The sequence below is a fragment of the Massilia sp. Root335 genome, assembly GCF_001425685.1.
Taxonomy (GTDB): domain Bacteria; phylum Pseudomonadota; class Gammaproteobacteria; order Burkholderiales; family Burkholderiaceae_D; genus Telluria; species Telluria luteola.
Genome location: NZ_LMCY01000007.1, coordinates 46,855 through 70,454 on the forward strand (window position 1 = coordinate 46,855; position 23,600 = coordinate 70,454).

Sequence of the window (23,600 nt, forward strand, 5' to 3'; positions counted from 1 at the left end):
CGCGCGGTCGCTGATGTAGGGTGGGCGGCCCTCCGCCCACGCGTAGCGCCAACACCGCATACGTCACGCGCGGGCACGGGGTGCCCGCCCTACGCGGCGCCGATGTATCCGTTGGCCTGCGCCAGCAGCGCGGGCTCCATGCGCGCCGCGACGCGCAGGATGTAGTTGGCGGCCGGCGCGACGCCGGCCGCGCCGGCGCGGTGCAGCCACGCATAGGCTTCCACGAGGTCGGCCGGCACGCCCTGCCCCGCCGCATACATCACGCCGAGGTTGAACTGGGCGCGCGCATGGCCCTGGCGCGCGGCGCACAGGTACCAGAAATGGGCGGCCTCGTAATCGCGCTCGGCGCCGTGGCCGCTGTCGTGGCGCAGGCCCAGCGCGAACTGCGCGAGCGCGTGGCCCTGCTCCGCCGCCTTGCGATACCACAGCGTGGCCTGGCGCGGATCGACCGTGCCGCTGTCGTCGCGGTCGAGCAGCTGCCCCAGCGCGTACTGGGCCGGCGCGTAGTCCTGGTCGGCGGCCTTGCGATACCAGTACGCGGCTTCGCGCTCGTCCTGCGCGATGCCGTTGCCGCTCTCGTAGCGCAGCGCGAGGTCGAATTGCGCGCGCAGGTGGCCCTGTTCCGCGGCCTTGCGATACCAGTCCAGCGCGACCGCGGCGTCCTGCGGCACGCCGTGTCCGGCATCGACCAGCTGCCCGAGGTGATACTGCGCGCCGGCGAAACCCTGCGCGGCCGCCAGTGCGTACCAGTGCGCGGCCGTGGCGTAATCCTGCTCGACGCCCTGCCCATGTTCATAGCGCAGGCCGAGATTGTCCTGCGCACCCGCGTGCCCCTGCTCGGCCGCGCGCCGGAACCACGCGAGCGCCAGTTGCGCATCGCGCGCGACGCCGTGGCCGGCATCGTAGATCAGCGCCAGGTTGAACTGCGAACTGGCGTGGCCCTGCTCTCCCGCGCGGCCGTACCACAGGATCGCCTTCTCGCTGTCCTGCGGCAGGTCCTGGCCCTTGTCGTAACGGAGACCGAGGTTGAACTGGGCCGGCGCGTAGCCCTGCTCGGCGGCCTTGCGGAACCAGTGGATGGCCTGCTGGACGTCGCGTGCGATGCCCTGGCCGCTGTCGTAGCGGAGCGCGAGGTTGAACTGCGAGCGCGCGTAATTCTGTTCGGCCGCCTTGCGATACCAGTCGATGGCCTGCGCCACGTCCTGCGCGACGCCCTTGCCGCCCTCGTACATCATGCCCAGGTTGTGCTGCGCGCCGGGGTCGCCCTGCTCGGCCGCCTTGACGAACCAGCGCAGCGCTTCGTGCACGTCGACCGGCGTGCCCTGCCCTTTCGCGTACAGCCACCCGAGGTTGTACTGGGCCTGGACGTAACCCTGCTCGGCCGCCTGCCGATACCAATATAAAGCCTGGCCCAGGTCCTGCGCCACGCCCTGGCCCTTCTGGTACATCACGCCGAGGTTGTACTGGGCCTGTTCGAGGCCGCTGCTCGCGGCCATGCGATACCACGCGACGGCCAGTTCATCGTTGCGCGGCACGCCCTGGCCGTTCACGTACATGAAGCCCAGGCTGTGCTGGGCGCTGGCGACGCCGCGCTCGGCCAGCGCTTTGACACGCAAAAACTCAGCCGTGTGACGCGCCTCGATCTCGCTGGGGGACATGGCGCATCAGGCCTGGAAGGCGAGCACGTTCGACGCGCCCGCCGGCAGCCCCTGCCCGCGCAGCACGTCGATGAAGCGCGGCAGCGGCATCGGGCGGTGGTACAGATAGCCCTGCATCGTCAGGCAGCCGTTCGAGCGCAGGTAGCGGGCCTGCGAATCGGTCTCCACGCCTTCCGCGACCAGGTTCAGGCCCAGGCCGCGCGCGATCGAGATGATCGCCAGGACGACCGGATAGTGTCCGTGCTCGTCGTGGATCTCCTTGACGAACGACTGGTCGATCTTGATCGTGTGGACCGGGAAGCGGTGCAGGTAAGCGAGCGACGAATAGCCGGTGCCGAAGTCGTCGATCGCCACCGACACGCCCAGCTGCCCCAGCTTGTTCAGCTGCTCGATCGCATGCTGCGGATTGCGGATGCAGATGTTCTCGGTGATTTCGACTTCGATCTGGCTCGGCGCGATCCCGTAACGCAGGAGCGCGCCGCGCATCTTTTCGAAGAAGTCGCCGCGGTCGAGGTATTGCGGCGACAGGTTCAGCGACAGCCGCACCTGGTTGCCGCCGATGTTCTTCCACTGCAGCATGTCGCGGCACAGGGCACCGATCATCCAGTCCGAGATCGGCAGCATCAGGCCGTTCTCTTCGGCGAACGGCAGGAATTCGCCCGGCGAGACGATGCCGCGGGTCGGATGGTTCCAGCGCATCAGCGCCTCGGCGCCGACGATGCGGCCGCTGATGGCGTCGATCTGCGGCTGGTAGTACATCTCCAGCTCGTTGTTCTCGAGCGCGCGGCGCAGGCTCTGTTCCAGCGCGATCTTCTGGTGCGACACGTCCTGCATCGTCGGGTCGTAGAACGCGTGGCCGTTCTTGCCTTGTCCCTTGACCTGGTACATGGCGATGTCGGCGTGGCGCAGCAGCTCGTCGATCGATTCGCCGTGGGTCGGATAGATCGCGATGCCGATCGACGCCGAGATGTGCACGGCGTGGCCGTCCAGGTCGAACGGGTCCTGCAGGCATTCGAGGAATTTGTCGGCCACCATGCGCGCGTCGTCGCGGTCGCGCAGCTCGGGCAGCACGATCGTGAATTCGTCGCCGCCCTGGCGCGCCAGCGTGTCGCCGCGGCGCAGGCATTCCTTCAGGCGGCCGGCGGCCTGCTGCAGCAGCTCGTCGCCCTTCACGTGGCCGAGCGTGTCGTTGACGAGCTTGAAGCGGTCCAGGTCGATGAACATGACGGCGAGTTCCGTCTGTTTTCTCTTGGCCTGGATGACGGCGAGGCCGAGGCGGTCCTTGAACAGGATGCGGTTCGGCAGGTCGGTCAGGATGTCGTGGTAGGCCTGGTACGAGATCACTTCTTCCGCGCGCTTGCGGTCCGTGATGTCGCGCGCCACGCCGTACGTGCCGTAGAACTCGAGCTTCCTGACCTCCTGGTCGGGCACGTGCATGCCGATGGCGTTCAGAGAGATCGTCATCAAGGTGTTGTTGAACGTGCGTTCCTGGTTGGCGCCCGCGTGGCACTTCAGGCGCAGCTCGACGTTGCGCGAGGCCCGCTCGTCGACGCGGCGTTCGTTGAACACGTAGCGCGCGCGCTCCAGGTCTTCCTCGTGCACGAGGATCGAGTAATGCTGGCCGATGAGCTCCTCGCGCTTGTAGCCGAGCAGCTGGTAGGCGCGGTCGTTGATGAAGGTGAACCTGCCTTCGTGGTTCAGCGTGTAGATGATGTCGGGCGAAGAGTCCACCAGGTAGCGGTACATCTTCTCGGAGTTTTCCAGCTGGTTGGCGATGCGCGCGTTGGCTTCTTCCAGGCGCCGCTGTTTCAACGCGTTCGCCACCGTCTTCAACAGCTCCTCGCGGCTGTACGGCTTGCGCAGGTAGTCGTAGGCGCCGCGTTTCAGCGCGCCGATGGCGGCGTCGATGCCGACCTCGCCGCTCATCACGATGACATCCGATTCGATGCCCTTCTCGTTGATGAAGTCCATGATCTCGTGGCCGCCGATGTCGGGCAGGCGCAGGTCGAGCAGCACGAGGTCGAAGCGCAGGCGCGACAGGTGTGCGAGGGCTTCGCTGCCGGTGGCCGCCGTGACGAGCTGGTAGCCGCGCCCCTGCAGCAGCTCGTACAGCGACGCGAGCAGGCGGGGTTCATCGTCGACGAGCAGGAGCCTGGGCTGGTCGTTGCCGAGCGAGGTTTGCGTGTCGTGGGGGCTGGACGACGATGCGCTGGCGGAGAATGGATTCATTGTTACCTTATACGGATCCAAGCGCGCGCACCGGCTGCGTGGCCTGTGCGCCGGCGCCGGCATGCGCCGGCAGCAGGATTTCAAAACTGGTGCCGGTCGTGCCGCTGCGGCAGGCGATATGCCCGTTCAGCTTCTTGACCAGGCTGTGCACGATCGACAGGCCGAGGCCGTGGTGCGGCCCTTCCTTGGTGCTCTTCACGGCCGAGAACAGATTGGCCAGCACGTCGCGCGACAGGCCCGGACCGGTGTCGGAGACGACCAGTTCCAGGTACAGCCTGCGCTCGCGGTTCACGTGGCCGCGGTTGGCGATCTCGATGCGGCCGCCACCCGCCGACAGCGCCTCGATCGCGTTCTTGACGAGGTTCACGAGGATCTGCTTGAGGATGTCCGGGTCGCCGTCGACGCGGCCGGCGTCGTCCGGCATGCTGACGACGATCTCCACGTTGGCCGGGATGAAGTTCGTCGTGCGGAACAGGCGCAGCACGTCGTCGACGACCTTGGCCACGTCCGCGGCCGGCGTCACGCCTTCGATACGGGGCTGGATCTCCGTCAGGCTGCCCACCAGCTGGCCGACGCGGTCGATCTCCTCGTTCAGGATCGACAGCTCGGCGCTGACCGGTTCCTGGCGTTCCAGCTTGCTGTCCAGGACCGCCAGGTAGTTCTTGATGATCGACAGCGGGTTGTTCACTTCGTGCACGACGCGGCGCGACGCCTCGCGGTATTCGTCGGCCACGTGGGCCAGCTGGCGGCGCGCGTGGCCCCGTTCCGACATCGCCGTCTCCAGCGCGCCCGCGGCCTGCGCGCCGAACGCCTGCAGGAAGCGCTCGCGCTTCTGGCAGGCCGGCAGCTGCCACGCGGCGACGCCGCCGACCAGCACGCCGAGGCAGCGCGCACCGGCGACGAGCGGCAGGCACACGAACGATTCGGTGCCGAGGATGCGCAGCAGCTGTTCTTCCGCGAGGCCGAGCGGACGGCCGTCGCGGCGGATGAAGCCCAGGCGGCGGTCCAGCGCGGACTGCGCGACGGCGCCGCCCTTCGCCAGCGGGACCGTGAATTCGGCGATGCGCTGCTGGTTCGTGACCGGCGCGCCGACGAGGGCCTGGCCGGTCGGGTTCTCCAGCAGCACGACGGCGTTCTCGAAATCGAACAGGATGCGCGCCGAGCGCGTCATCGCTTCCAGCAGGCCGCTTTCTCCACCATTGCCCTGCTGGCGCGTGAACATCTGGCCGACTTCGGACACCAGCACCAGGTTGCGGACTTCCTCGGACAGGCGCTGCTGCACCGGATCGACGGGCGGCGGCGGCGCGAACGCGGGCAGCGCGGGCAGGTCGTCGGCGCCCGCGAGGTCGATGCCGAGATGGACGGCGGCCTTCTCGACCTGGCGCGCGGCCAGGCCCAGCAACTCGTCGGGCGTATCCGGACCGAGGCCGCACAGCGCGCGCGCCTCGTCCACGAGGGCGTCGTCGTTCGCGTGGCTGGACAGCACGTGGGCCACGCGCACGATGCGGATCAGGGGATGCGCCGCTTCCAGGCGCGCGCTCGGCTCGTGGTGGTACAGCACGGAATCGGCCAGGAAGGAATCGAGCTGCCAGCGTTCGATCAGCCAGGCGCCCGCTTCGGCGTGCGTGATCTGCAGGGTGCGCTGCTCGACGGCGCACAGGTCTTCGTCGTCGCGCGCCGTGAAGTTGAACGCGTATTCCTTGGGCGCCGTCGCCAGCAGCGCGAGGCGGCCGACGTTGTGCAGCAGGCCCGCCAGATAGGCTTCTTCCGGCTGCGCATAATCGATGCGGCGCGCGACTTCGCGCGCCAGCACGGCCGCCGTCAGCGAATTCTTCCAGAACACGCGCAGGTCGGTGGCGCCGGAGTTCGGGAAGCTGCTGAACGTCTGGAACACGGAATCGCTGATGACCAGCGTCTTGATCATGTCCGTGCCCAGCGCCACCATGGCCTGCTCGAGGTTGGCCTGGCGGCCGTTGCGGTGGTAGGCCGAGCTGTTGGCGACGGTGAGGATCTTGCCCGTCATGCCGGCATCCTTGGCGACCAGCGCGGCCAGCTCCGGCATGCCCAGATCGTCCGCCTGCAAGTGCGCAAGCAGCTTGATGAGGATCTGCGGCATGGCCGGCAAACGCGCGATCAGCAGTCGGTTGCGGATGTCCTGGTCAGGTTGATGTATGGTTTCAAGCACGGCCGCCAACTTGGTTTTTGGGGTAATGGCCGCCTTCCCTGCGGGGGCTGCCACAGTATTCGTTCTTGCGGTCCCTGGAATAAGGCAATTCTTACATCGTTATTCCAAGCATGAAAAACTTATCTTAGCATATATACATTTCTGGCCGGGAACAATATTTTCCGTGAAATGTGACGCATTTTAGAGTCAAAATTCCATTGGTCCATATTGACATTGCGCAGATTAAGCCACACTAATTTACATTTTGCTCACGCCAGCACCTTGTAGCGGCGATATTGGCGCGACGTCATCCAGCACGCCAGCGACGCCAGCGCGAACGCGGCCTGGCCCAGCGCCATCGCCAGCACCGAATGCGTCAGTGCCGGCGCGATGATGCCGGCGACCAGCGCGCCCATCAACGTGGTCACGAACGACTGGCACGACGCCACCGTGCCGCGGATGTGCGGGAACAGGTCCAGGGCCAGCAAGGTGGCGCTCGGGTTGATGATCGAGCTGCCGAAGTTATAGAAGAACATCGGCAGGACGGTCCACGGCAGCGCCGGCGGCAGCACGGCGTGGTACGAGACGGAGCCGGTGACGGCCGCCAGCATGAATGCGTAGCCGATGCCGATCTGGCGCGAGAACGTCATCTTCCCCGCCAGCCGGTTGGCGGCGAGCGCGCCGAGGAAGATGCCGCTCACGGCGGGCACGAACAGCCATGCGAACTGCGACGGCCCCAGGTGCAGGTGCACGGGCAGCAGCACGGGAGCGCCCGCGATGAACAGGAACATGCCGCCGAAATTGAAGGCGACGATGCCCGACTTCATCTGGAACAGCACGGAGCTGAAGATGTCCCAGTAGCTGCGCGCCAAAAAGCGCGGATTGAACGGCTGGCGGCGCTCCGGCGGCATCGTCTCCGGCAGGTGCTGCCAGCACACCCACCACAGCACGACCGAAAACCCGAGCAGGCCGAGGAAGATCGAACGCCAGTCGAACGCGGCGACCACCCAGCCGCCCAGCACGGGCGCGATGGCCGGCGCGATCGAAAAAATCATCGTCACCATCGACAGCAGGCGCGCGGCCGGCGCGTCCGAATACAGGTCGCGGATGATGGCCCGGCCCACGACGACGCCCGCACCGGCCGAGATGCCCTGCATGATGCGGAAGATCCACAGGTAGTGCACGGAATGCGCGGACGCGCAGCCGAGCGTCCCGACCGCGAACACGATCAGCCCGACGAGGACCACGTTGCGCCGCCCGAACGCGTCCGACAGCGCGCCATGCCACAGCGACATCACGGCGAAGGCCAGCATGTACGCCGTCAGCGTCTGCTGGACTTCCAGCCCGGTCGCGCCCAGCGACGCCTGGATGCTCGGGAACGCGGGCAGGTAGGCGTCGACGGAAAAGGGGCCGAGCATCGACAGCGCGGCCAGCAGCGACGCGAGGCCGCCGGCCGACAGCACCTTGATCTTGTGCGGCACCGGCAGCGGGACGGGGATGACGGGGTCTTTCGGCAGGTTGTCCGGTTCGGGTTCGGGCAGCATTTATTCTTCTTTCGGTTTTGCGGCGTCGCGGCGGTTGAAGCCGGCGACCATGTCGAAGCGGAACAGGCGGCATTCGAGGGCGCCGTTGAAGAACGGCGTCTTGCGCGATTCCTTCAGGCGCAGCATCTTGGGCAGGCCCAGGTCGGCCGTGAACAGGTACACGGTCCAGCCGGCGAAGCGCTGCTTCAGCGTGGTGGAGAGCTGCTGGTAGAAGCCGACGGCCATCTCGTCCTGCGGGATCGTGGAATCGCCGCGCACGCCGATCCGCTCGCCGTACGGCGGATTCGTCACCAGCAGGCCGGGCTGGCTGGTGGGCGGCTGCACCTGCTGCGCCTCGATCTGCTTCAGCGGCACGTCGAACAGGATGCCGGCCGCGCGCAGGTTATGGCGCGTCATCGCGATCATGTCGCCGGAGATGTCGGAGCCGAAGATCGTCGGTTCGGCGGGCAGCGGGTTCGGCTTGATGGCCGTCTTCATCTCCTGCCAGGCCTTGGCGTTGAAATTCCCGAATTTTTCGAACGCGAAGCGGCGGCGCGCGCCGGGCGGGATGCCCTGCACCATCTGCGCGGCCTCGATCAGGATCGTGCCCGAGCCGCACATCGGATCGAACAGCGGCACGCCCGGCTTCCATCCCGCCACGCGCAGCAGGCCGGCGGCCAGGTTCTCGCGCAGCGGCGCGTCCCCCGTCTCTTCGCGCCAGCCGCGCTTGAACAGCGCCTCGCCGGACGTGTCCAGGTAGATCGTGAAGTTGCGCTGGTCGAGGAAGCCCATGATGCGCATGTCCGGCTCGCGCGTATCGACGGACGGACGGCGGCCGAACTGGTCGCGGAAGCGGTCGCACACGGCGTCCTTGATCTTCAGGGTCGTGAACTCGAGGCTCGTCAGCGGCGACTTGATGGCGGTGATGTCGACGCGGATCGTGTGGTCGACGCCGAACCAGTCTTCCCACGGCTGTTCCAGCACGAGGTCGTAGATGTCGTTTTCGTTCGCGTAGTTGCGGTTGGCGATGCGCAGCAGCACGCGCGACGCGATGCGCGAGTGCAGGTTGATGCGGTATGCGTCGGTGTCCGAGCCCGAGCAGTGCACGCCGCCCGGCACCTGGTTGTGCACCTTCAGCGTCGCGCTGCCGGTGGCCTGTGCGATCTCGGCCAGCTCGTCGGCCAGCGCCTGTTCCATGCCGCGCGGGCAGGGGCAAAAATAAGAAGCCATAGGGGTACCTTTTATCCGTTATTTCCCATAATCGGGGTCAGAGCCCGGTTCACCGGGTGGGCTCTGACCCCGACTGACTAAAAAGAAACGGCCGGGATCAGGCCCGGCCGCCGAACTACCGTCGCCCCCGCGCAGGCGGGGGCCAAAGTTTGCGTGCGTTACCGCAGCGCTGGCAGAACTTGGGTCCCCGCCTGCGCGAGGACGACGTGGTATGTGGTCGTCGTATGTGGCGGTCTTGTCAGAACGGCTTCACGACCACCAGGATCACAATGGCCAGCAGCAGCAGTACCGGCACTTCATTGAACACGCGGAACCATCGATGGCTGCGCGTGTTCGCGCCGCGCTCGAACTTTTTCAGCAGCGATCCGCAGGCGTGATGGTAGCCGATGACGAGGATCACGAGCGCCAGTTTTGCGTGCAGCCAGCCGCCGCTAAAACCATAAAACAACCACAACCATAAGCCAAGCAGAACTGCAGGCACGGCAAGCACAGAGGTGAAGCGATATAACCGTCGTGCCATACCTAGCAATCGCTCGACAGCAACCGAGTTTTTCTCCTGTGCTAGATTAACAAAAATGCGCGGCAAGTAAAATAAGCCTGCGAACCATGAGGCCACAAAAACAATATGAAAGGCTTTAATCCACAACATTGGAAAATTTGGCTAACTGTTCAATTAAATCATTTTCAAATCGATCAAAAGAAGGCACACCCCGCAAAGCGTCGAATGACGCGCTACGTGGAGTAATTAGATGACGGGCCTTCAATGGATTAAATTTATCGAGAGCTCGGCCATTTTTACCACTGGCCGACTTTAAAATATCAAGCAGTGTATTTTTCGGATCGGGCAAAGCCTCCCACCGGTCACGTCTCGGAATATTTAAAGCGTGTCGACCACTCGCATTTCCGGATGCAAAGCGTATAGCCTCCTCATCAGACAACAGCCACGCCTCAGTCATACGAATTGGGACAATTGGTACGTGCGGGGTACCCAGCTCATCCATAGCATTTACGATTTCCCCTATGCGATCTTCGCGAGTCATACTCTCAGCGTCACGATGTACGAAGAGAAGATCACACGGAAAATTTTTGAGAGCAGCACGTATTCTCGAGCGAAGGTCATTTCCAACTTTCCCAAAGTCTCTCGCAAACGACGCAACAGAGCGCACATCGGGCAAATGTTGTCGTATTAACCAATCAATGACCGGCATTAATACTTCGTCAGATGTGCCGTCAGCCAAAAGTGTATACCGAAATATCTCTTTCATGCTACCGGCAGTCAAGTTCTAATTGATGATAAAGTTGGGCGACATTTTCTTTTCCGGGCTCCGCCTCCTCATCTTCACCAGCATCGAGATAATCAAGCAGAGCACCAAAAGTCACCGCAGAGTCCTCAGCGGCGATCCCGGACTTTGTCCGCCAAGTGCCCAAAATAGGACAAAATAGAGACAAAGATGCCCCATCGCTTTTGTACGCCTGAGAAACAATAATACTTTCAGTCTGCAATCTCTGTATAACCAGAGGGGAATGAGTATTAATAATGATTTGTCTCAGTGGGTTATCGGGGCCGATCGCATATTGCGGATCTACCGCCATGTTTCCCAAAAGCTCAACTATCGCAGGAATACGAGCAGGGTGGATACCATTTTCTGGCTCTTCAAGACAAATTACTCCTCCTGCATCCGGATCTGAACCAATGATCGCTAGCGCTAAAAACCTTAGTGTTCCATCAGACAGTGCTCTTGCTTCGTGCCGAATACCACTAACCGTTTCTAAATGAAGGGTTTTCAGCTCACGTCGCTCATCAATATCCACGCCAAGGCTTTTAATATCAGGAAGCAGATTCGCCAATTGAGCAGCAACCTCATCAAATTTTTTCAACCGATGTAACGTGGCTGGCAAATGCTCCCCGGTTGGAGAAACTCGACTTGGCGCGGAAAAATCATCCGGCTTTCTAAGCGAGCTTGATTCAAGCTGTAGATTAATCCAAGATTGCATTTCCCGTCGAGCAGCCAACGCAGTGGGACGATCGATCGTATTGATGTTACTCAGAATCGTTCGCTCTGCCTTGTCAATGGGAATACTAATTGGCTGCCCCGAGGATCCGCCATCCTGTCGAACCTTTGCAATTGAAGAGTTATCTTTATCGATATATATAAAATCGCTTCGACTAGAACCTTGGTAAATAGATTCAAAAAAATCTTGAGAAACAGAAAAACCTAACCGTCGCTTAGCATCACCTTTTTGCACAAAATCCAAGGCCTCATAAGCCAACTCGATTCCTTCTGGATGTCCATCGGAAGCCGCAATGTACCTCAAAGCCAACTTATACTGCAGATAAGTCACCTTTGGCCGCGCCTCACGTCCAAAATCGTCCACAACTTTATTACCGACAAGGAAATCGACCTCGAATTCCATTAAATTACATTGCCCATTCGCCGTTCTAGTAAAAAGTGTAGAAAGATTAATTCTTCTGTGATCACTGTTGCGAATTCGAGTTGCCGCATCGATGATCGACGTATCTGCCAAGTCTCTAAGAAACATAATGGCATCAAAAAGATTTGACTTTCCGACACCATTAACCCCAGCGACACATGTGAACGGACCAAAGCGAACCTCAATATCCTCTAAGCTTTTGAAGCCTTTAACTTTTAATCGAGTTAACACGTGTATCCCCAAAGTTTAATTTCGCACTTCGCCGTGGCCAAAGACCACGTACTTCAGCGACGTGAGGCCCTCCAGCCCGACCGGGCCGCGCGCATGCAGCTTGTCGTTCGAGATGCCGATCTCCGCGCCCAGGCCGTATTCGAAGCCGTCGGCGAAGCGCGTCGACGCGTTGATCATCACGGACGCCGAATCGACTTCGCGCAGGAAGCGCATCGCGTCCGTGTAATCCTCGGTGACGATGGCGTCCGTGTGCTTCGACGAATACGTGTTGATATGCTCGATGGCCGCGTCGATGCCGTCCACGATCTTGACGGCGAGGATAGGCGCCAGGTATTCCGTGCTCCAGTCCTCTTCCGTCGCCGGCACCAGGTGCGGGTAGCCCTGCAGGATCGCCAGCGCTTCGGGATCGGCGCGCAGTTCCACTTCCTTCGTCGCGTACAGCGCGGCCAGTTGCGGCAGCACGGCGGGCGCGATGGCGCGCGCGACCAGCAAGGTCTCCATCGTGTTGCACGTGCCGTAGCGGTGCGTCTTGGCGTTCATGGCGATCGGGAGCGCCTTCGCGATGTCGGCCTTGGCGTCGATGTAGACGTGGCAGATGCCGTCCAGGTGCTTGATCATCGGGACCGTGGATTCCTTCATCAGCCGGGCGATCAGGCCCTTGCCGCCGCGCGGGACGATCACGTCCACGAATTCCGGCATCGTGATGAGGGCGCCGACGGCGGCGCGGTCGGTCGTCTCGACGACCTGCACGCCGTGTTCCGGCAGGCCGGCGCCGCGCAGGCCTTCGGCCACCAGCGCCGCGAGCGCGCGGTTGCAGTGGATCGCCTCCGAGCCGCCGCGCAGGATGGCGGCGTTGCCGCTCTTGATGCACAGGCCGGCCGCGTCGACCGTCACGTTCGGGCGCGCCTCGTAGATGATGCCGATCACGCCCAGCGGCACGCGCATGCGGCCGACCTGGATGCCCGTCGGGCGGAATTTCAGGTCCGTGATCTCGCCGATCGGGTCGGGCAGCGCGACGATCTGGCGCAGGCCGTCGACCATCGTGGCGATCGCTTTGTCGGACAGCGCCAGGCGGTCCAGCAGCGCCGGTTCCAGGCCGGCGGCGGCCGCCGCTTCCATGTCGCGCGCGTTGGCGGCACGCAGGATGTCGGCGTCGCGCTCGATGGCGGCGGCGATCAGGAGCAGCGCCTGGTTGCGGGTGGCGCTGTCCGCGCGCGCCATGCCGCGCGAGGCCGCGCGCGCCTGGCGGCCCATTGTTTGCATGGTGTCGGTGATGTCCATCGTGCTTCGTTCCTCTGTATTCATATCAGCCGTAGGGTGGGCACCCCGTGCCCACCCTACGACGCAACTCTCAATGCCAGCTGCAGCATCGCATCCCAGGCGTCTCCCGCGAACTGCTTCGCGCGCAGGCCCTTGACCATCTTGTCGACCTGCGCCGCCTGCTGCAGCGCCGCTTCCAGCACCGGCAGCGAAATCCGCCGCAGCGCCGGTTCCATCATGCGCTCGCGCGGGCCCCAGATGCGGTATTCCTTCAGCAGCGCGCCGAGCGGGCGTCCCTGCGCCATCCCTGCCTTCAATTTTAGCAGCGTGCGGATTTCTTCGGAGACGGCCCATAAAACCAGCGGCAGCGCCTCGCCCTCGCCTTTCAGGCCTTCCAGCATGCGCACGAGGCGCGCCGGGTCGCCGGCCAGCATCGCTTCCGACAGTTTGAAGACGTCGTAGCGCGCCACGTTCAGCACGGCGTCGATCACCTGGTCGTAGGTCAGCTTGCCCGGCTCGTACAACAAGGCGAGTTTCTGGATCTCCTGGTGCGCCGCCAGCAGGTTGCCTTCCACGCGGTCGGCGATGAAGTCCAGGCTCTGGCGGTCGGCGCTCTGGTTCTGCGCGGCCAGGCGCGTGCCGATCCAGCCCGGCAGCTGCGCGCGCTCCACGTTTGCGATCTCGACGTAGACCGCGGCCTGCTGCAGCGCCGCCACCCACGATGCCTTGGCCGTCTGCCAGTCCAGCTTCGGCAGCGTGACCAGCGTGAGGTTGTCGGGGTTCAGGTCCTTAGCGTAGTTCTGCAGCGCGGCGCTGCCGTCCTTGCCCGGCTTGCCGCCGGGGATGCGCAGCTCGATCAGCTTCTTGTCGCCGAACAGCGACATGGCCTGGTTGGCGGCCAGCAGCTCGCCCCATTTGAAGCTGCGCTCGACCGTAAGCACGTCGCGCTCGGAATAGCCGTGCGCGCGCGCCGCGCGGCGGATTTTATCGGCCGCTTCCAATGCGAGCAGGTGCTCGTCGCTGGTGATCACGTACAGGGGCGCGAGCCCCTTGGCGAGGTGGCCGTCGAGCGCATCAGGCCGCAACTGCATGGTGTTCCTTTTCGCTTGTCGTCAAGTGGCCGGCTTCATCGCGGCCAGGCGGCGGATGATCTGCTGGACCAGGTCCGCCTGCATGTCGCGGTACAGCAGCGCTTCTTCCGATTCCTTGGCCAGCACCTGGGTCTCGTCGAACGCCATGTTCCGGCGCAGCGAGATCTCGGTCGGCGCCACCAGTTCCGCGCCCTTGGCGTCGCGCACGCTGAACGTCAGCGTGTACGTCAGCAGGTATTCGCGCACGCGGCCCAGGCTGTTCAGCGACAGGATGGACTTGTTGCGCGTCTCGCCCAGCAGCACGAACTGCGCCTCGGCGTCCGCCGCCTTGTCGGCGATGACCACCTGATCCGTCGCGCGCAGGTTGCGCTTGAGTTCCGTGCCCAGCGCCGACGTGTCCGGGAAGCCCAGATAAATGCTGTGGAACGGCATCGTGTAGCTGCCGTTCGAGCCGCGCAGCTCGAAGCCGCAGCCTGCCAGGCTACTCGCCACCAGCAGGGCCGCGGCCGCGCGCACCACCAACTTCCGGGTCAGGGCGCGCATGGCTTACACCACGATGTTGATCAACTTGCCGGGGACGACGATGACCTTCTTCGGCGTACCTTCGACGAACTTCTGCGCCGCTTCCGACGCCAGCGCGGCGGCTTCGATGGCGGCCTTGTCGGCATCCTTCGGCACCTTCACCGAACCGCGCAGCTTGCCGTTCACCTGGATCATCATCTCGACCTCGGCCTGTTCCAGCGCGGCCGGGTCCACTTCCGGCCAGGCCACGTTGAGGATGTCGCCGTACTTGCCGGCATAGCCCAGCTCCTGCCACAGCGCGTGCGTGATGTGCGGCGCGACCGGGTTCAGCATGCGCAGGAAGATCGACAGGCCTTCCGTGATCACGGCGTCGCTTGCCGCCGATGCGGCGTCCCGACCTTCGGCCAGCTTGGCCGACTCCAGCGTATTGAGCATCTTCATGCACGCCGAGACGACCGTGTTGTACTGGATGCGCTTGAAGTCGTAGTCGGCCTGCTGCAGCACCTTGTGCACTTCGCGGCGCAGCGTCTTCTGCGATTCGTCCAGAGTGCCGTGCTGCTGTGCGGCCAGCGCAGCGGCCACGCGCTCGCGCTGGGCATAGCCGAACGCCCAGACGCGGCGCAGGAAGCGGCTCGCGCCTTCCACGCCCGACTCCGACCATTCCAGCGTCTGCTCCGGCGGCGCGGCGAACATCGTGAACAGGCGGGCCGTATCGGCGCCGTACTGCTCGATCTGCGCCTGCGGGTCGATGCCGTTGTTCTTCGACTTCGACATCTTCTCGGTGCCGCCGATGACGACCGGCTGGCCGTCGTCCTTCAGCACCGCGGACTGCGGACGGCCGCGCTCATCGAACGTCAGGGTGACGTCGGCCGGGTTGTACCAGGTCTTCTTGCCCGACTCTTCTTCGCGATAATAGGTCTCGTTCAGCACCATGCCCTGCGTGAGCAGGTTGACGAACGGCTCGTCGAATTTCACGAGGCCGAAGTCGCGCATGACCTTCGTCCAGAAGCGCGCGTACAGCAGGTGCAGCACGGCGTGTTCGATGCCGCCGATGTACTGGTCCATCGGCATCCAGTAATCGTTGCGGGCCGGATCGACCATCGCGTCGTTCGAACCCGGCGACGTATAGCGCATGTAGTACCAGGACGAATCGATGAACGTGTCCATCGTGTCCGTCTCGCGGCGCGCGGGCGCGCCGCAGCACGGGCAGTCGACCTTCAGGAAGGCTTCGTGTTTCTTGAGCGGGTTGCCGCTGCCGTCCGGGACGCAGTCTTCCGGCAGCACGACCGGCAGGTCCTTCTCGGGGACCGGCACCGTGCCGCACTTGTCGCAGTGGATCATCGGGATCGGCGTGCCCCAGTAGCGCTGGCGCGAGATGCCCCAGTCGCGCAGGCGGAACGTGACCTTCTTGTCGCCCAGGCCCAGGTTCGCGAGGTCGCCGGCGACGGCATTCACCGCCGACGTGTAATCGAGGCCGTCGTACTTGCCCGAGTCGACGACGACGCCGCGCTCCTTGTCGCCGTACCACTCCTGCCAGCCGTCCAGCGAGAAGGTCTCGCCTTCCACGGCGATGACCTGCTTGATCGGCAGATCGTATTTTTGCGCGAACGCGAAATCGCGCTCGTCGTGGGCCGGCACGCCCATCACGGCGCCGTCGCCGTACGTGATCAGGACGTAGTTGCCGACCCAGACCGGCACCTGCTCGCCGGAGATCGGATGCGTGACGAACAGGCCGGTCGGCATGCCCTTCTTTTCCATCGTCGCCATGTCGGCTTCGATGACGGAACCCTGCTTGCACTCGGCGATGAACGCCTGCAGTTCCGGATTGTCCTTGGCGGCATGCTGCGCGAGCGCGTGTTCCGGCGCGACGGCGCAAAAGGTCACGCCCATGATCGTGTCGGCGCGCGTCGTGAAGACGTACATCTTGCCGTCGTTGATGAGCTCACCCTGCTCGTCCATGATCACGTGCGGGAACGCGAAACGCACGCCGGTCGACTTGCCGATCCAGTTGGCCTGCATGATGCGCACGCGCTCCGGCCAGCCCGGCAGCTTGTTCTCGACGTGGTCCAGCAGTTCGTCGGCGTAGTCCGTGATGCGCACGTAGTACATCGGGATCTCGCGCTTTTCGACCGTCGCGCCCGAGCGCCAGCCGCGGCCGTCGATGACCTGCTCGTTGGCGAGCACGGTCTGGTCGACCGGGTCCCAGTTCACGGTGCCGGTCTTCTGGTAGATGATGCCCTTCTCGAGCATCTTGAGGAACATCCACTGGTTCCACTTGTAGTAGTCCGGCTTGCAGGCCGTCATTTCGCGCGACCAGTCGATCGCAAGGCCCATCGACTCCATCTGGCCGCGCATGTGGGCGATGTTCGAATACGTCCACTGGGCCGGCGGCACGTTGTTGGCCATCGCCGCGTTCTCGGCGGGCATGCCGAAGGCGTCCCAGCCCATCGGCATCAGCACGTTGTAGCCGTTCATCCGCAGATAGCGGTACATCACGTCATTGATCGTATAGTTGCGCACGTGACCCATGTGCAGCTTGCCCGACGGGTAGGGCAGCATCGAGCAGGCGTAATACTTGCCTTTCGGGAAACGCGGGTCGTTCTCGACGGCTTTATACGCGTCGATCGACTTCCAGTAGGCCTGCGCGGCCTGTTCGACTTCGGCTGGACTATATTTATCTTGCATGGTGTTCTGCGGACTGAAGGAGGTGAGCAGAACATTATACCGGTCGTTCGGCATGGTGGGCACGGGGTGCCCACCCTACGATACCGTCGCATTGCCGTAGGGTGGGCTCGCCGAGCCCACCAAATGCATGCAAATCAGCGCAGCTCGAGCTCCAGGGCCGGCTTCTCGCCGTAATCCTCATAGCGCTCGTTGATGCCGATGATGCAGAACGCCATCTCTTCCAGCACGTCCGGCGCCCGTTCGCGCAGGGCTTCCGAGTGCGTCACGACGATGTGCAGCACCTCGTCCTTTTTCAGGCGGACGCTGCTCATTCCGTCTTCGTCGCGCAGATAGCTCAGGCAATCGACCCAGGAATCCATGGAGTGCGCATACGAATCGGGAAAGCCGAACGCACGCCGGCTCTCGACGTGGAAGCTTTCCGCGTCGGTGATCGCGGCGCCGTTCAATTCGACGGTGGCCATGGAAGATCTCCTGTCAGGTAACATAAAACGACGTCGCCCCTGCGCAGGCAGGGCCCAAGTTTGCATGCGCAGTCGGTCGGCCTGCAATACCGGATCCCCGCCTCCGCGGGACGACGGCAGTCATGGAGAGTATGCCAGCAGATCGCCGGCAAAGCCGTCCAGTTCGGCGGGCGTGTGCGTCAGCCCTTGAGGCCGAGCACGTCCTGCATGTCGTACAGGCCGGTCGGCTTGTCGGCCAGGAAGCGCGCGGCGCGCAGCGAGCCCTGGGCGTAGCTGACGCGGCTGCTCGATTTGTGGCTGATCTCGATGCGCTCGCCGATACCGGCGAACAGCACGGTGTGGTCGCCCACGATGTCGCCGCCGCGCACGGTGGCGAAGCCGATCGTCGACGGGTCGCGCTCGCCAGTCACGCCTTCGCGGCCGTAGACGGCGCATTCCTTGAGGTCGCGGCCGAGGGCGTCGGCGATGACTTCACCCATCTTGAGCGCCGTGCCGGACGGGGCGTCGACCTTGTGGCGGTGGTGGGCTTCGATGATCTCGATGTCATAGCCCTCGGCAAAATTCTTGGCCGCCAGTTCCAGCAACTTCATCGTGACATTGACGCCGATACTCATGTTCGGGGCGAACATGATCGCGGTCTTGTCGGCGGCGGCGCGGATGGCGGCCTTGCCGGCGTCGTCGAAACCGGTGGTGCCGATGATCATCTTGATGCCGTGCGCGGCGCAGTACTCCAGGTGGCGCAGCGTGCCTTCAGGACGCGTGAAGTCGATCAGGAAATCGGCGTCGGCCAGGCCCTTGTCGAGGTCGGACTGGATCACGATGCCGGTCAGCTGGCCGGAAAACGCGCCGGCGTCCGCATTGATGAACGGGGTGCCTTCGCGGTCGAGGGCGCCGGCCAGCCGGGCGTCCGGCGCGGCCGCGATGGTTTCGATCAGCATGCGGCCCATTCGGCCGCTGGCGCCGGCGACGGCGATTTTCAGTTGGGTCATCATTGTCCTCCGCCGCCACCGCCTTTGGCTGCCTCGTCGCGCTTGCGCTTGAGTTCGTCCAACGACTCCTGCTCGGATTGGGTTTCGTATTTGGAGATGCCGATCAGGCGATTGATGTATTCGCGTTCCGTCGGCAGGTTGCCGCCGTCAAAGTGGTCGACCTTGTCGTCCTTGAAAAAGACGGTGACGCGGCTGGTGGTCAGCTCGCCGTTGCCGCGCGCGAGGTAGAACGGATAATCCCAGCGGTCCGCGTGGAAGGCATCCTGCAGCAGCGGGGTGCCGAGGATAAATTTCACCTGGTCGCGGGTCTGGCCGACTTTCAGCTGGTTCAGCATTTCCTGCGAGACGAAGTTGCCCTGCTGGATGTCCGGGCGGTAGGGCGAGAAGATCCAGAGGAATTTCTGCAGCTTGGTGACGGTCGTCGTCTGCGCGCCGGAATTCGCGATTGCCGCGGACTTGCCGGCATCGGCGGCGACCGCGGACGGAGCGGTGCTCACCGGGGCTGCCGGCTGGGTCTGGTTGCGCCAGGCGGCGCAGCCGGACAGCGCCAACGTCATGCAGGCGAGGCCGGCCACGAGCGCTGCCCGGGCGTGGGAACGATGTAAAACGGCGTTAATGCGCATATCTGACCTTAAAAATCGATGAGGCGGGAGCTATCAAAACGCTATATCATAAAGCACTCCGCCCATATCCGAGTAACAAAACATGAGCAACAATCCAACCGACCTGAAAGCCAGCGGCCTGAAAGCGACCTTGCCTCGGCTAAAAATCCTGGAAATTTTCCAGAACAGCGCGGTGCGGCACCTGACGGCGGAAGACGTGTACAAGACCCTGCTGAACGAAAATATGGACGTTGGCCTGGCGACCGTCTACCGGGTGCTGACCCAGTTCGAGCAGGCCGGCCTGTTGAACCGCAATCACTTTGAAACCGGCAAGGCGATCTACGAGCTGAACGCCGGATCGCACCACGACCACCTCGTCTGCCTCGATTGCGGCCACGTGGAAGAGTTCTACGACGACGAAATCGAAAGCCGCCAGCAAAAGATCGCCAGCGAACGCGGCTTCAAGATCGCCGAGCACGCGCTGGCCATCTACGGCCACTGCCAGAAGACCGACTGCCCGCACCGGCACTAAACCAGGCGCAAACCGGTAGGGTGGGCATTTGAGGCCGGGGGCCTCAAATGAAACGTGCCCACGCGTAACATATGCGGTACGCGAACGTCACGCGTGGGCGGAGGCCGCCCACCCTACGCCCTCATGTGTGGCTCAGCGCACTCGACAGCAGCTTGGCCGTGATGTCGACGATCGGGATCACGCGCTCGTACGCCATGCGCGTGGGGCCGATGACGCCGAGGGTGCCGACGATCTTGCCGTTCACTTCGTACGACGCCGTGACGACGCTCATCTCGTCCATCGGCACGAGCTTCGATTCGCCGCCGATGAAGATCTGCACGCCGCCGGCCCGGCTCGATACGTCGAGCAATTGCATCAGGCCGGTTTTCTGCTCGAACATCTCGAACATCTGGCGCAGCGAGGTCATGTTGGAAGACAGGTCGGCCACGGACAGCAGGTTGCGCTCGCCCGCGATCACCATGTCGTCCGTCTCGGCCAGCGCTTCGCTGCCCGCCTCCACCGCGGCCTGCATCAGGCGTCCCATGTCGTCGCGCAGCTGGCGCAGTTCGCCCGTCAGGCGGCCGCGCACCTCGTCGAACGACAGGCCGGCGAAATGCTGGTTCAGGTAATTGGCCGATTGAATCAGCTCGGTCGGCGTGTAGTCGACGTCGGTCAGCAGCAGGCGGTTCTGCACATCGCCGCGCGGGTCGACGATGACGAGCAGGATGCGCTTTTCCGACAGGCGCAGGAATTCGATCTGCTGGAACGCCGATTCGCGCCGCGGACTCTGCACGACGCCGGCGAACTGCGACAGCGACGACAGCATCTGGGCCGCGTTGGCGATCATCTTCTGCGGCTGGTGCGCGGGCAGGCGCATGCCGGCCTCGACGGCGTTCTCGTCGATCTGCTGCACGGTCAACAGCGTGTCGACGAACAGGCGGTAGCCGCGCGGCGTGGGAATGCGGCCGGCCGACGTGTGCGGACTGGCGACATAACCCATTTCCTCGAGGTCGGCCATGATGTTGCGGATCGTGGCGGGCGAGAGGTCGAGGCCGGAAATCTTCGACAGCGCGCGCGAACCGACCGGCTGGCCGTCGGCGATGTAGCGCTCGACCAGGGCTTTCAACAGGGTTTGTGCACGGTTATCGAGTTGCATGGCCTTGGAACGGAACGGACTGTCCGGTTGTTGTCATTTCTTTCATTATGCACGTTCGATCGACGGTGTGCTTCATCCGTGTTCGCGCTTGAGCCAGTCGAGCAGTTCGTCGAAGTCGCGCACGATCGCATCCGGCACCACTTCGTGTTCCAGGTGCCGGCTCGACCCCGTGCGGTTCATCCACACCGCGCGCAGGCCGGCGCGCTGGGCGCCCTGCACGTCGAGCAGCACGTCGTCGCCGACATACACCGCATCCTCCGGCGCCACGCCCAGTTCCGCGCACGCGGCCAGGAAGATCGACGCATCCGGCTTGGCCACGCCGAACTGCGACGCCGCCACCGACACCTTGAAATGGTGCGACAGGCCGATCGTCCGCAGGTCGGCATTGCCGTTCGAAATCGAGCCGATCAGCACGTGGTTCTTCAGGCGCAGCAGGCCCGGCAGCACATCGTCGTACGGGACCACGGCATTGCGCGCGGCGAAAAACTGCGCCATCGCATGCTCGACCTTGGCGGCATCCTCGCCCGCTTCCTGGAATGCATCCACGAGGCCGGCATGGCGCAGCTTGCCGAGGTCGAGGTGGAATTCGGGCTTGCGCGCCAGCAGTTCCAGGCGCGCCTGGCGCAGGGTGTCGATGGTAAAGCGCTCGGCCACGCGCGGCGCGTGCTCGCGCAACCAGGCGAACAACGTCTCTTCGGCCTGCAGGATCACGGGGGCGATGGGCCACAGCGTGTCGTCGAGGTCGAACAGGATGGCCTTGGGCCAGGCACGGCGCGTGTTCATGTGGGATTGCGGCTCCGGAAACGAAGCTTGGACAGTGGAAAGGAGCCAGTCAAGCATAACGAGGGCGGCGCCGAAAAGCAATGCCGCGCCGGACACGGGCTCATGGTTACACCGTGATACAAAGGCAAATGAGGCCGTTGCTTGGCAAATGCACTAAAATGATGGGTATTTTTCTATTCGGCCGTACCGGCGCCGCCTTCGCGCGCCACTCATTCCATTGTGGAGATTTTATGAAGAGCTCGATCCTGCGTGCCGGCGTTGTAGCGCTGGCATGCGCGCTGGGCCTGTCCGCCTGCGGCGGCGGGAGCGGCGACCTGTACCTGACCGGCACGGTTGGCAACGTCACCAAGGACGGTCTGGTGCTGACCAATAACGGCGAAGACCTTGCCGTGACGGCGCCCTATACGTCGTTCCAGTTCAATAACCGGATTTCGACGGACGACCAGTTCAACATCACGGTCAAGGCCGTTCCGTCGAACGTTGCCAAGATCGACGATTGCACAGTGAACAACGGCAAGGCGCGCGCCAACTACTACACGATCGCCCAGATCAGCGTTACGTGCAAAATCATTCAGCATCCGCTGACGGCGTCGATCAAGAACCTGACGGGCAGCGGTCTCGTGATCGTCAACGGCGACGATCGCCATGACGTCCCGGCGGGCACCACCTCGGTGCCGTTCGCGACGGTGTACGAGGACGGCGCCTACGGCGTCACCGTCCTGCAGCAGCCGGCCGGCCAGACCTGCACGGTCAGCGGCGGCAGCAGCGGCAACGGCGCGGGCATCATGGGCTCGGCCGCCGAGGGTACGACCGTCACCGTCACCTGCTCTTAATCCTGGAGAGACCTACATGAAGTTTTCTTTCGCGCGTCCGGCCCTCGCCCTCGCGATCATGGCGACGCTGGCCTCCTGCGGCGGCGGCGGCAAGGCCACGTTCCCGATCAACGTCACGGTCAGCAATGTGCGATACCCGGGCCTCGTCCTGAGCACGAACGGCCAGGACTTGACCGTCAACCCGCCGTCCGCCACCAGTGCGACGGACGCCATTGTCCCGGATGTCGTCCTCACCTTCCCGAACACGATCGAGTACGGCCAGGAGTATGAAGTGGTCCCGAAAGGCGCCACCGTCGTCAGCCATGCCGCCACGGGCGGCGCCCTGCCGAAACACCAGCAGTGCTCGCCGAACCTGTTCCCGGCATACGGCACGGCCGGCCAGCTGGCCAAGATCGATATCCGCTATGTGTGTGCCATCAACACATATTCGCTCACCGGCATCGTCAAGGGCCTGACCGGCACCGGCCTCGTCCTCGCCAACGGCAGTACGACGGGCACCATCGGCGTCCCCCCCGCCCTCGATGCCAACAACGTCCCGACCGGCGCGGACGTGACCCTCACGATGAACCCGGTGCCATACGGCTCGACCTACGGCGTGACCGTCCTGACCCAGCCAACCAGCCCGGCCCAGACCTGCACCGTCGCCGGCGGCACCAACGGCACGGGCGGCGGCACGATGGACGATGCGGCGGAAACGGCAACGGTCCCTGGCGTAAACAACCTGGTCGTAACCTGCGTGACCAACAAATAAGCGACGCGCCACGGCGCGGAGGAGATATATAAGTTTCGCATATCTAACATCCAAAACAGAAATTGGACTGATATGCTGTAGTGCAGCATAATTGCACCTGTCTCCTCCAACTCTCCTCAGAAAGAATTGGATTTAAGCCCGCCTCAACAGCGGGCTTTTTTTTGCCCGCGATCGGCGAAGGGGCGCCATGGGACCGGCGGCGGCATGCCGTCGATGTCCTCATCGGGTGCGTGGTCTGGTGCGGTGTGCGGCCTGTGCGGCCTGCTTCGGACGGCGCCGTCGCGCTGCGTGGCAGCCGGGCCGTTCTGTCTTCATTCTCTGCCGGGCGGCAGCCGGTTCGATCTCTTGCTCAGTCTTTTGCGCTGCTGCGCGCGCCGCATCAGGCGCGCGATTTCTCGACGGTAGCGAGGCGTTTCGCCGTCACCTTGACGACGGCCATCTGCTGGCCTTCGATCGTCACCTGCGCGTCGTAGCGCTGATGCCGGGTG

The 23,600-nt window shown here is 63.8% G+C and carries 20 protein-coding genes; 3 read left to right on the top strand and 17 right to left on the bottom strand.

The window, feature by feature from the left end; all coding sequences use genetic code 11:
* Positions 1 to 89: 89 nt before the first annotated feature.
* From ASC93_RS05625 to ASC93_RS05685, 15 genes are all read right to left on the bottom strand, one after another.
* The gene (locus ASC93_RS05625; protein WP_056438447.1) at positions 90 to 1,658 is read right to left on the bottom strand and encodes a tetratricopeptide repeat protein; all 1,569 of its coding nucleotides are present in this window, start codon (positions 1,656 to 1,658) and stop codon (positions 90 to 92) included.
* Positions 1,659 to 1,664: 6 nt separating this feature from the next.
* On the bottom strand, positions 1,665 to 3,887 hold the full coding sequence (locus tag ASC93_RS05630) for a bifunctional diguanylate cyclase/phosphodiesterase (RefSeq protein ID WP_056438449.1): 2,223 nt from the start codon (positions 3,885 to 3,887) through the stop codon (positions 1,665 to 1,667).
* Between the two features lie 7 nt (positions 3,888 to 3,894).
* A complete protein-coding gene (locus tag ASC93_RS05635) occupies positions 3,895 to 6,003 on the bottom strand; it encodes an HDOD domain-containing protein (RefSeq protein ID WP_056438648.1) in 2,109 nt (702 codons plus the stop codon).
* Positions 6,004 to 6,320: 317 nt separating this feature from the next.
* Positions 6,321 to 7,595, bottom strand: coding sequence for a multidrug effflux MFS transporter (locus ASC93_RS05640; protein WP_056438452.1), 1,275 nt, complete (start codon positions 7,593 to 7,595; stop codon positions 6,321 to 6,323).
* Positions 7,596 to 8,771, bottom strand: a complete 1,176-nt coding sequence (locus ASC93_RS05645) for a class I SAM-dependent RNA methyltransferase (protein ID WP_056438455.1) — start codon at positions 8,769 to 8,771, stop codon at positions 7,596 to 7,598.
* A gap of 271 nt (positions 8,772 to 9,042) precedes the next feature.
* Complete coding sequence (locus ASC93_RS05650; RefSeq protein WP_056438457.1) at positions 9,043 to 9,453, bottom strand: CopD family protein; 411 nt, start codon at positions 9,451 to 9,453, stop codon at positions 9,043 to 9,045.
* Entirely contained in the window at positions 9,440 to 10,069 is a 630-nt protein-coding gene (locus tag ASC93_RS30425) for a hypothetical protein (protein ID WP_157201754.1), read from the bottom strand. The genes ASC93_RS05650 and ASC93_RS30425 overlap by 14 nt, the downstream gene beginning before the upstream one ends.
* A gap of 1 nt (position 10,070) precedes the next feature.
* On the bottom strand, positions 10,071 to 11,468 hold the full coding sequence (locus ASC93_RS29490; RefSeq protein WP_162251798.1) for an AAA family ATPase: 1,398 nt from the start codon (positions 11,466 to 11,468) through the stop codon (positions 10,071 to 10,073).
* 15 nt (positions 11,469 to 11,483) lie between these two features.
* Positions 11,484 to 12,749, bottom strand: coding sequence for a glutamate-5-semialdehyde dehydrogenase (locus ASC93_RS05655; protein ID WP_056438459.1), 1,266 nt, complete (start codon positions 12,747 to 12,749; stop codon positions 11,484 to 11,486).
* 56 nt (positions 12,750 to 12,805) lie between these two features.
* A complete protein-coding gene (gene holA, locus ASC93_RS05660) occupies positions 12,806 to 13,819 on the bottom strand; it encodes a DNA polymerase III subunit delta (RefSeq protein WP_056438461.1) in 1,014 nt (337 codons plus the stop codon).
* A 21-nt stretch (positions 13,820 to 13,840) separates the two neighbouring features.
* Complete coding sequence (gene lptE / locus ASC93_RS05665) at positions 13,841 to 14,362, bottom strand: LPS assembly lipoprotein LptE (RefSeq protein WP_056438464.1); 522 nt, start codon at positions 14,360 to 14,362, stop codon at positions 13,841 to 13,843.
* A 3-nt stretch (positions 14,363 to 14,365) separates the two neighbouring features.
* The gene (gene leuS / locus ASC93_RS05670) at positions 14,366 to 17,026 is read right to left on the bottom strand and encodes a leucine--tRNA ligase (RefSeq protein WP_056438651.1); all 2,661 of its coding nucleotides are present in this window, start codon (positions 17,024 to 17,026) and stop codon (positions 14,366 to 14,368) included.
* A 134-nt stretch (positions 17,027 to 17,160) separates the two neighbouring features.
* Positions 17,161 to 17,487 (bottom strand): barstar family protein, encoded by a 327-nt coding sequence (locus ASC93_RS05675; RefSeq protein WP_056438466.1) that lies wholly within the window; start codon positions 17,485 to 17,487, stop codon positions 17,161 to 17,163.
* Positions 17,488 to 17,666: 179 nt separating this feature from the next.
* Positions 17,667 to 18,476 carry a 4-hydroxy-tetrahydrodipicolinate reductase gene (gene dapB, locus ASC93_RS05680; RefSeq protein ID WP_056438655.1) on the bottom strand — a complete coding sequence of 270 codons (810 nt, stop codon included), beginning with the start codon at positions 18,474 to 18,476 and terminating at the stop codon, positions 17,667 to 17,669.
* Positions 18,476 to 19,099: an outer membrane protein assembly factor BamE gene (locus ASC93_RS05685; protein WP_229412609.1), complete on the bottom strand. Its 624-nt coding sequence runs from the start codon at positions 19,097 to 19,099 to the stop codon at positions 18,476 to 18,478. Before ASC93_RS05685 ends, dapB begins: the two co-directional genes overlap by 1 nt.
* Before the next feature lie 82 nt (positions 19,100 to 19,181).
* Here ASC93_RS05685 and fur point away from each other — a divergent pair, with 82 nt between their 5' ends.
* Positions 19,182 to 19,610 (top strand): ferric iron uptake transcriptional regulator, encoded by a 429-nt coding sequence (gene fur, locus ASC93_RS05690; RefSeq protein WP_036234473.1) that lies wholly within the window; start codon positions 19,182 to 19,184, stop codon positions 19,608 to 19,610.
* Between the two features lie 121 nt (positions 19,611 to 19,731).
* Here fur and hrcA read toward each other — a convergent pair whose 3' ends face one another.
* Positions 19,732 to 20,745, bottom strand: a complete 1,014-nt coding sequence (gene hrcA, locus ASC93_RS05695; protein ID WP_056438468.1) for a heat-inducible transcriptional repressor HrcA — start codon at positions 20,743 to 20,745, stop codon at positions 19,732 to 19,734.
* Between the two features lie 72 nt (positions 20,746 to 20,817).
* Positions 20,818 to 21,528: an HAD family hydrolase gene (locus ASC93_RS05700; RefSeq protein WP_056438471.1), complete on the bottom strand. Its 711-nt coding sequence runs from the start codon at positions 21,526 to 21,528 to the stop codon at positions 20,818 to 20,820.
* Positions 21,529 to 21,758: 230 nt separating this feature from the next.
* On the opposite strand from ASC93_RS05700, the gene ASC93_RS05705 reads away from it, so the two are divergent.
* On the top strand, positions 21,759 to 22,361 hold the full coding sequence (locus ASC93_RS05705) for a hypothetical protein (RefSeq protein ID WP_056438474.1): 603 nt from the start codon (positions 21,759 to 21,761) through the stop codon (positions 22,359 to 22,361).
* 16 nt (positions 22,362 to 22,377) lie between these two features.
* Positions 22,378 to 23,112: a hypothetical protein gene (locus ASC93_RS05710; protein ID WP_056438477.1), complete on the top strand. Its 735-nt coding sequence runs from the start codon at positions 22,378 to 22,380 to the stop codon at positions 23,110 to 23,112.
* The last annotated feature ends 488 nt before the right edge of the window (positions 23,113 to 23,600 follow it).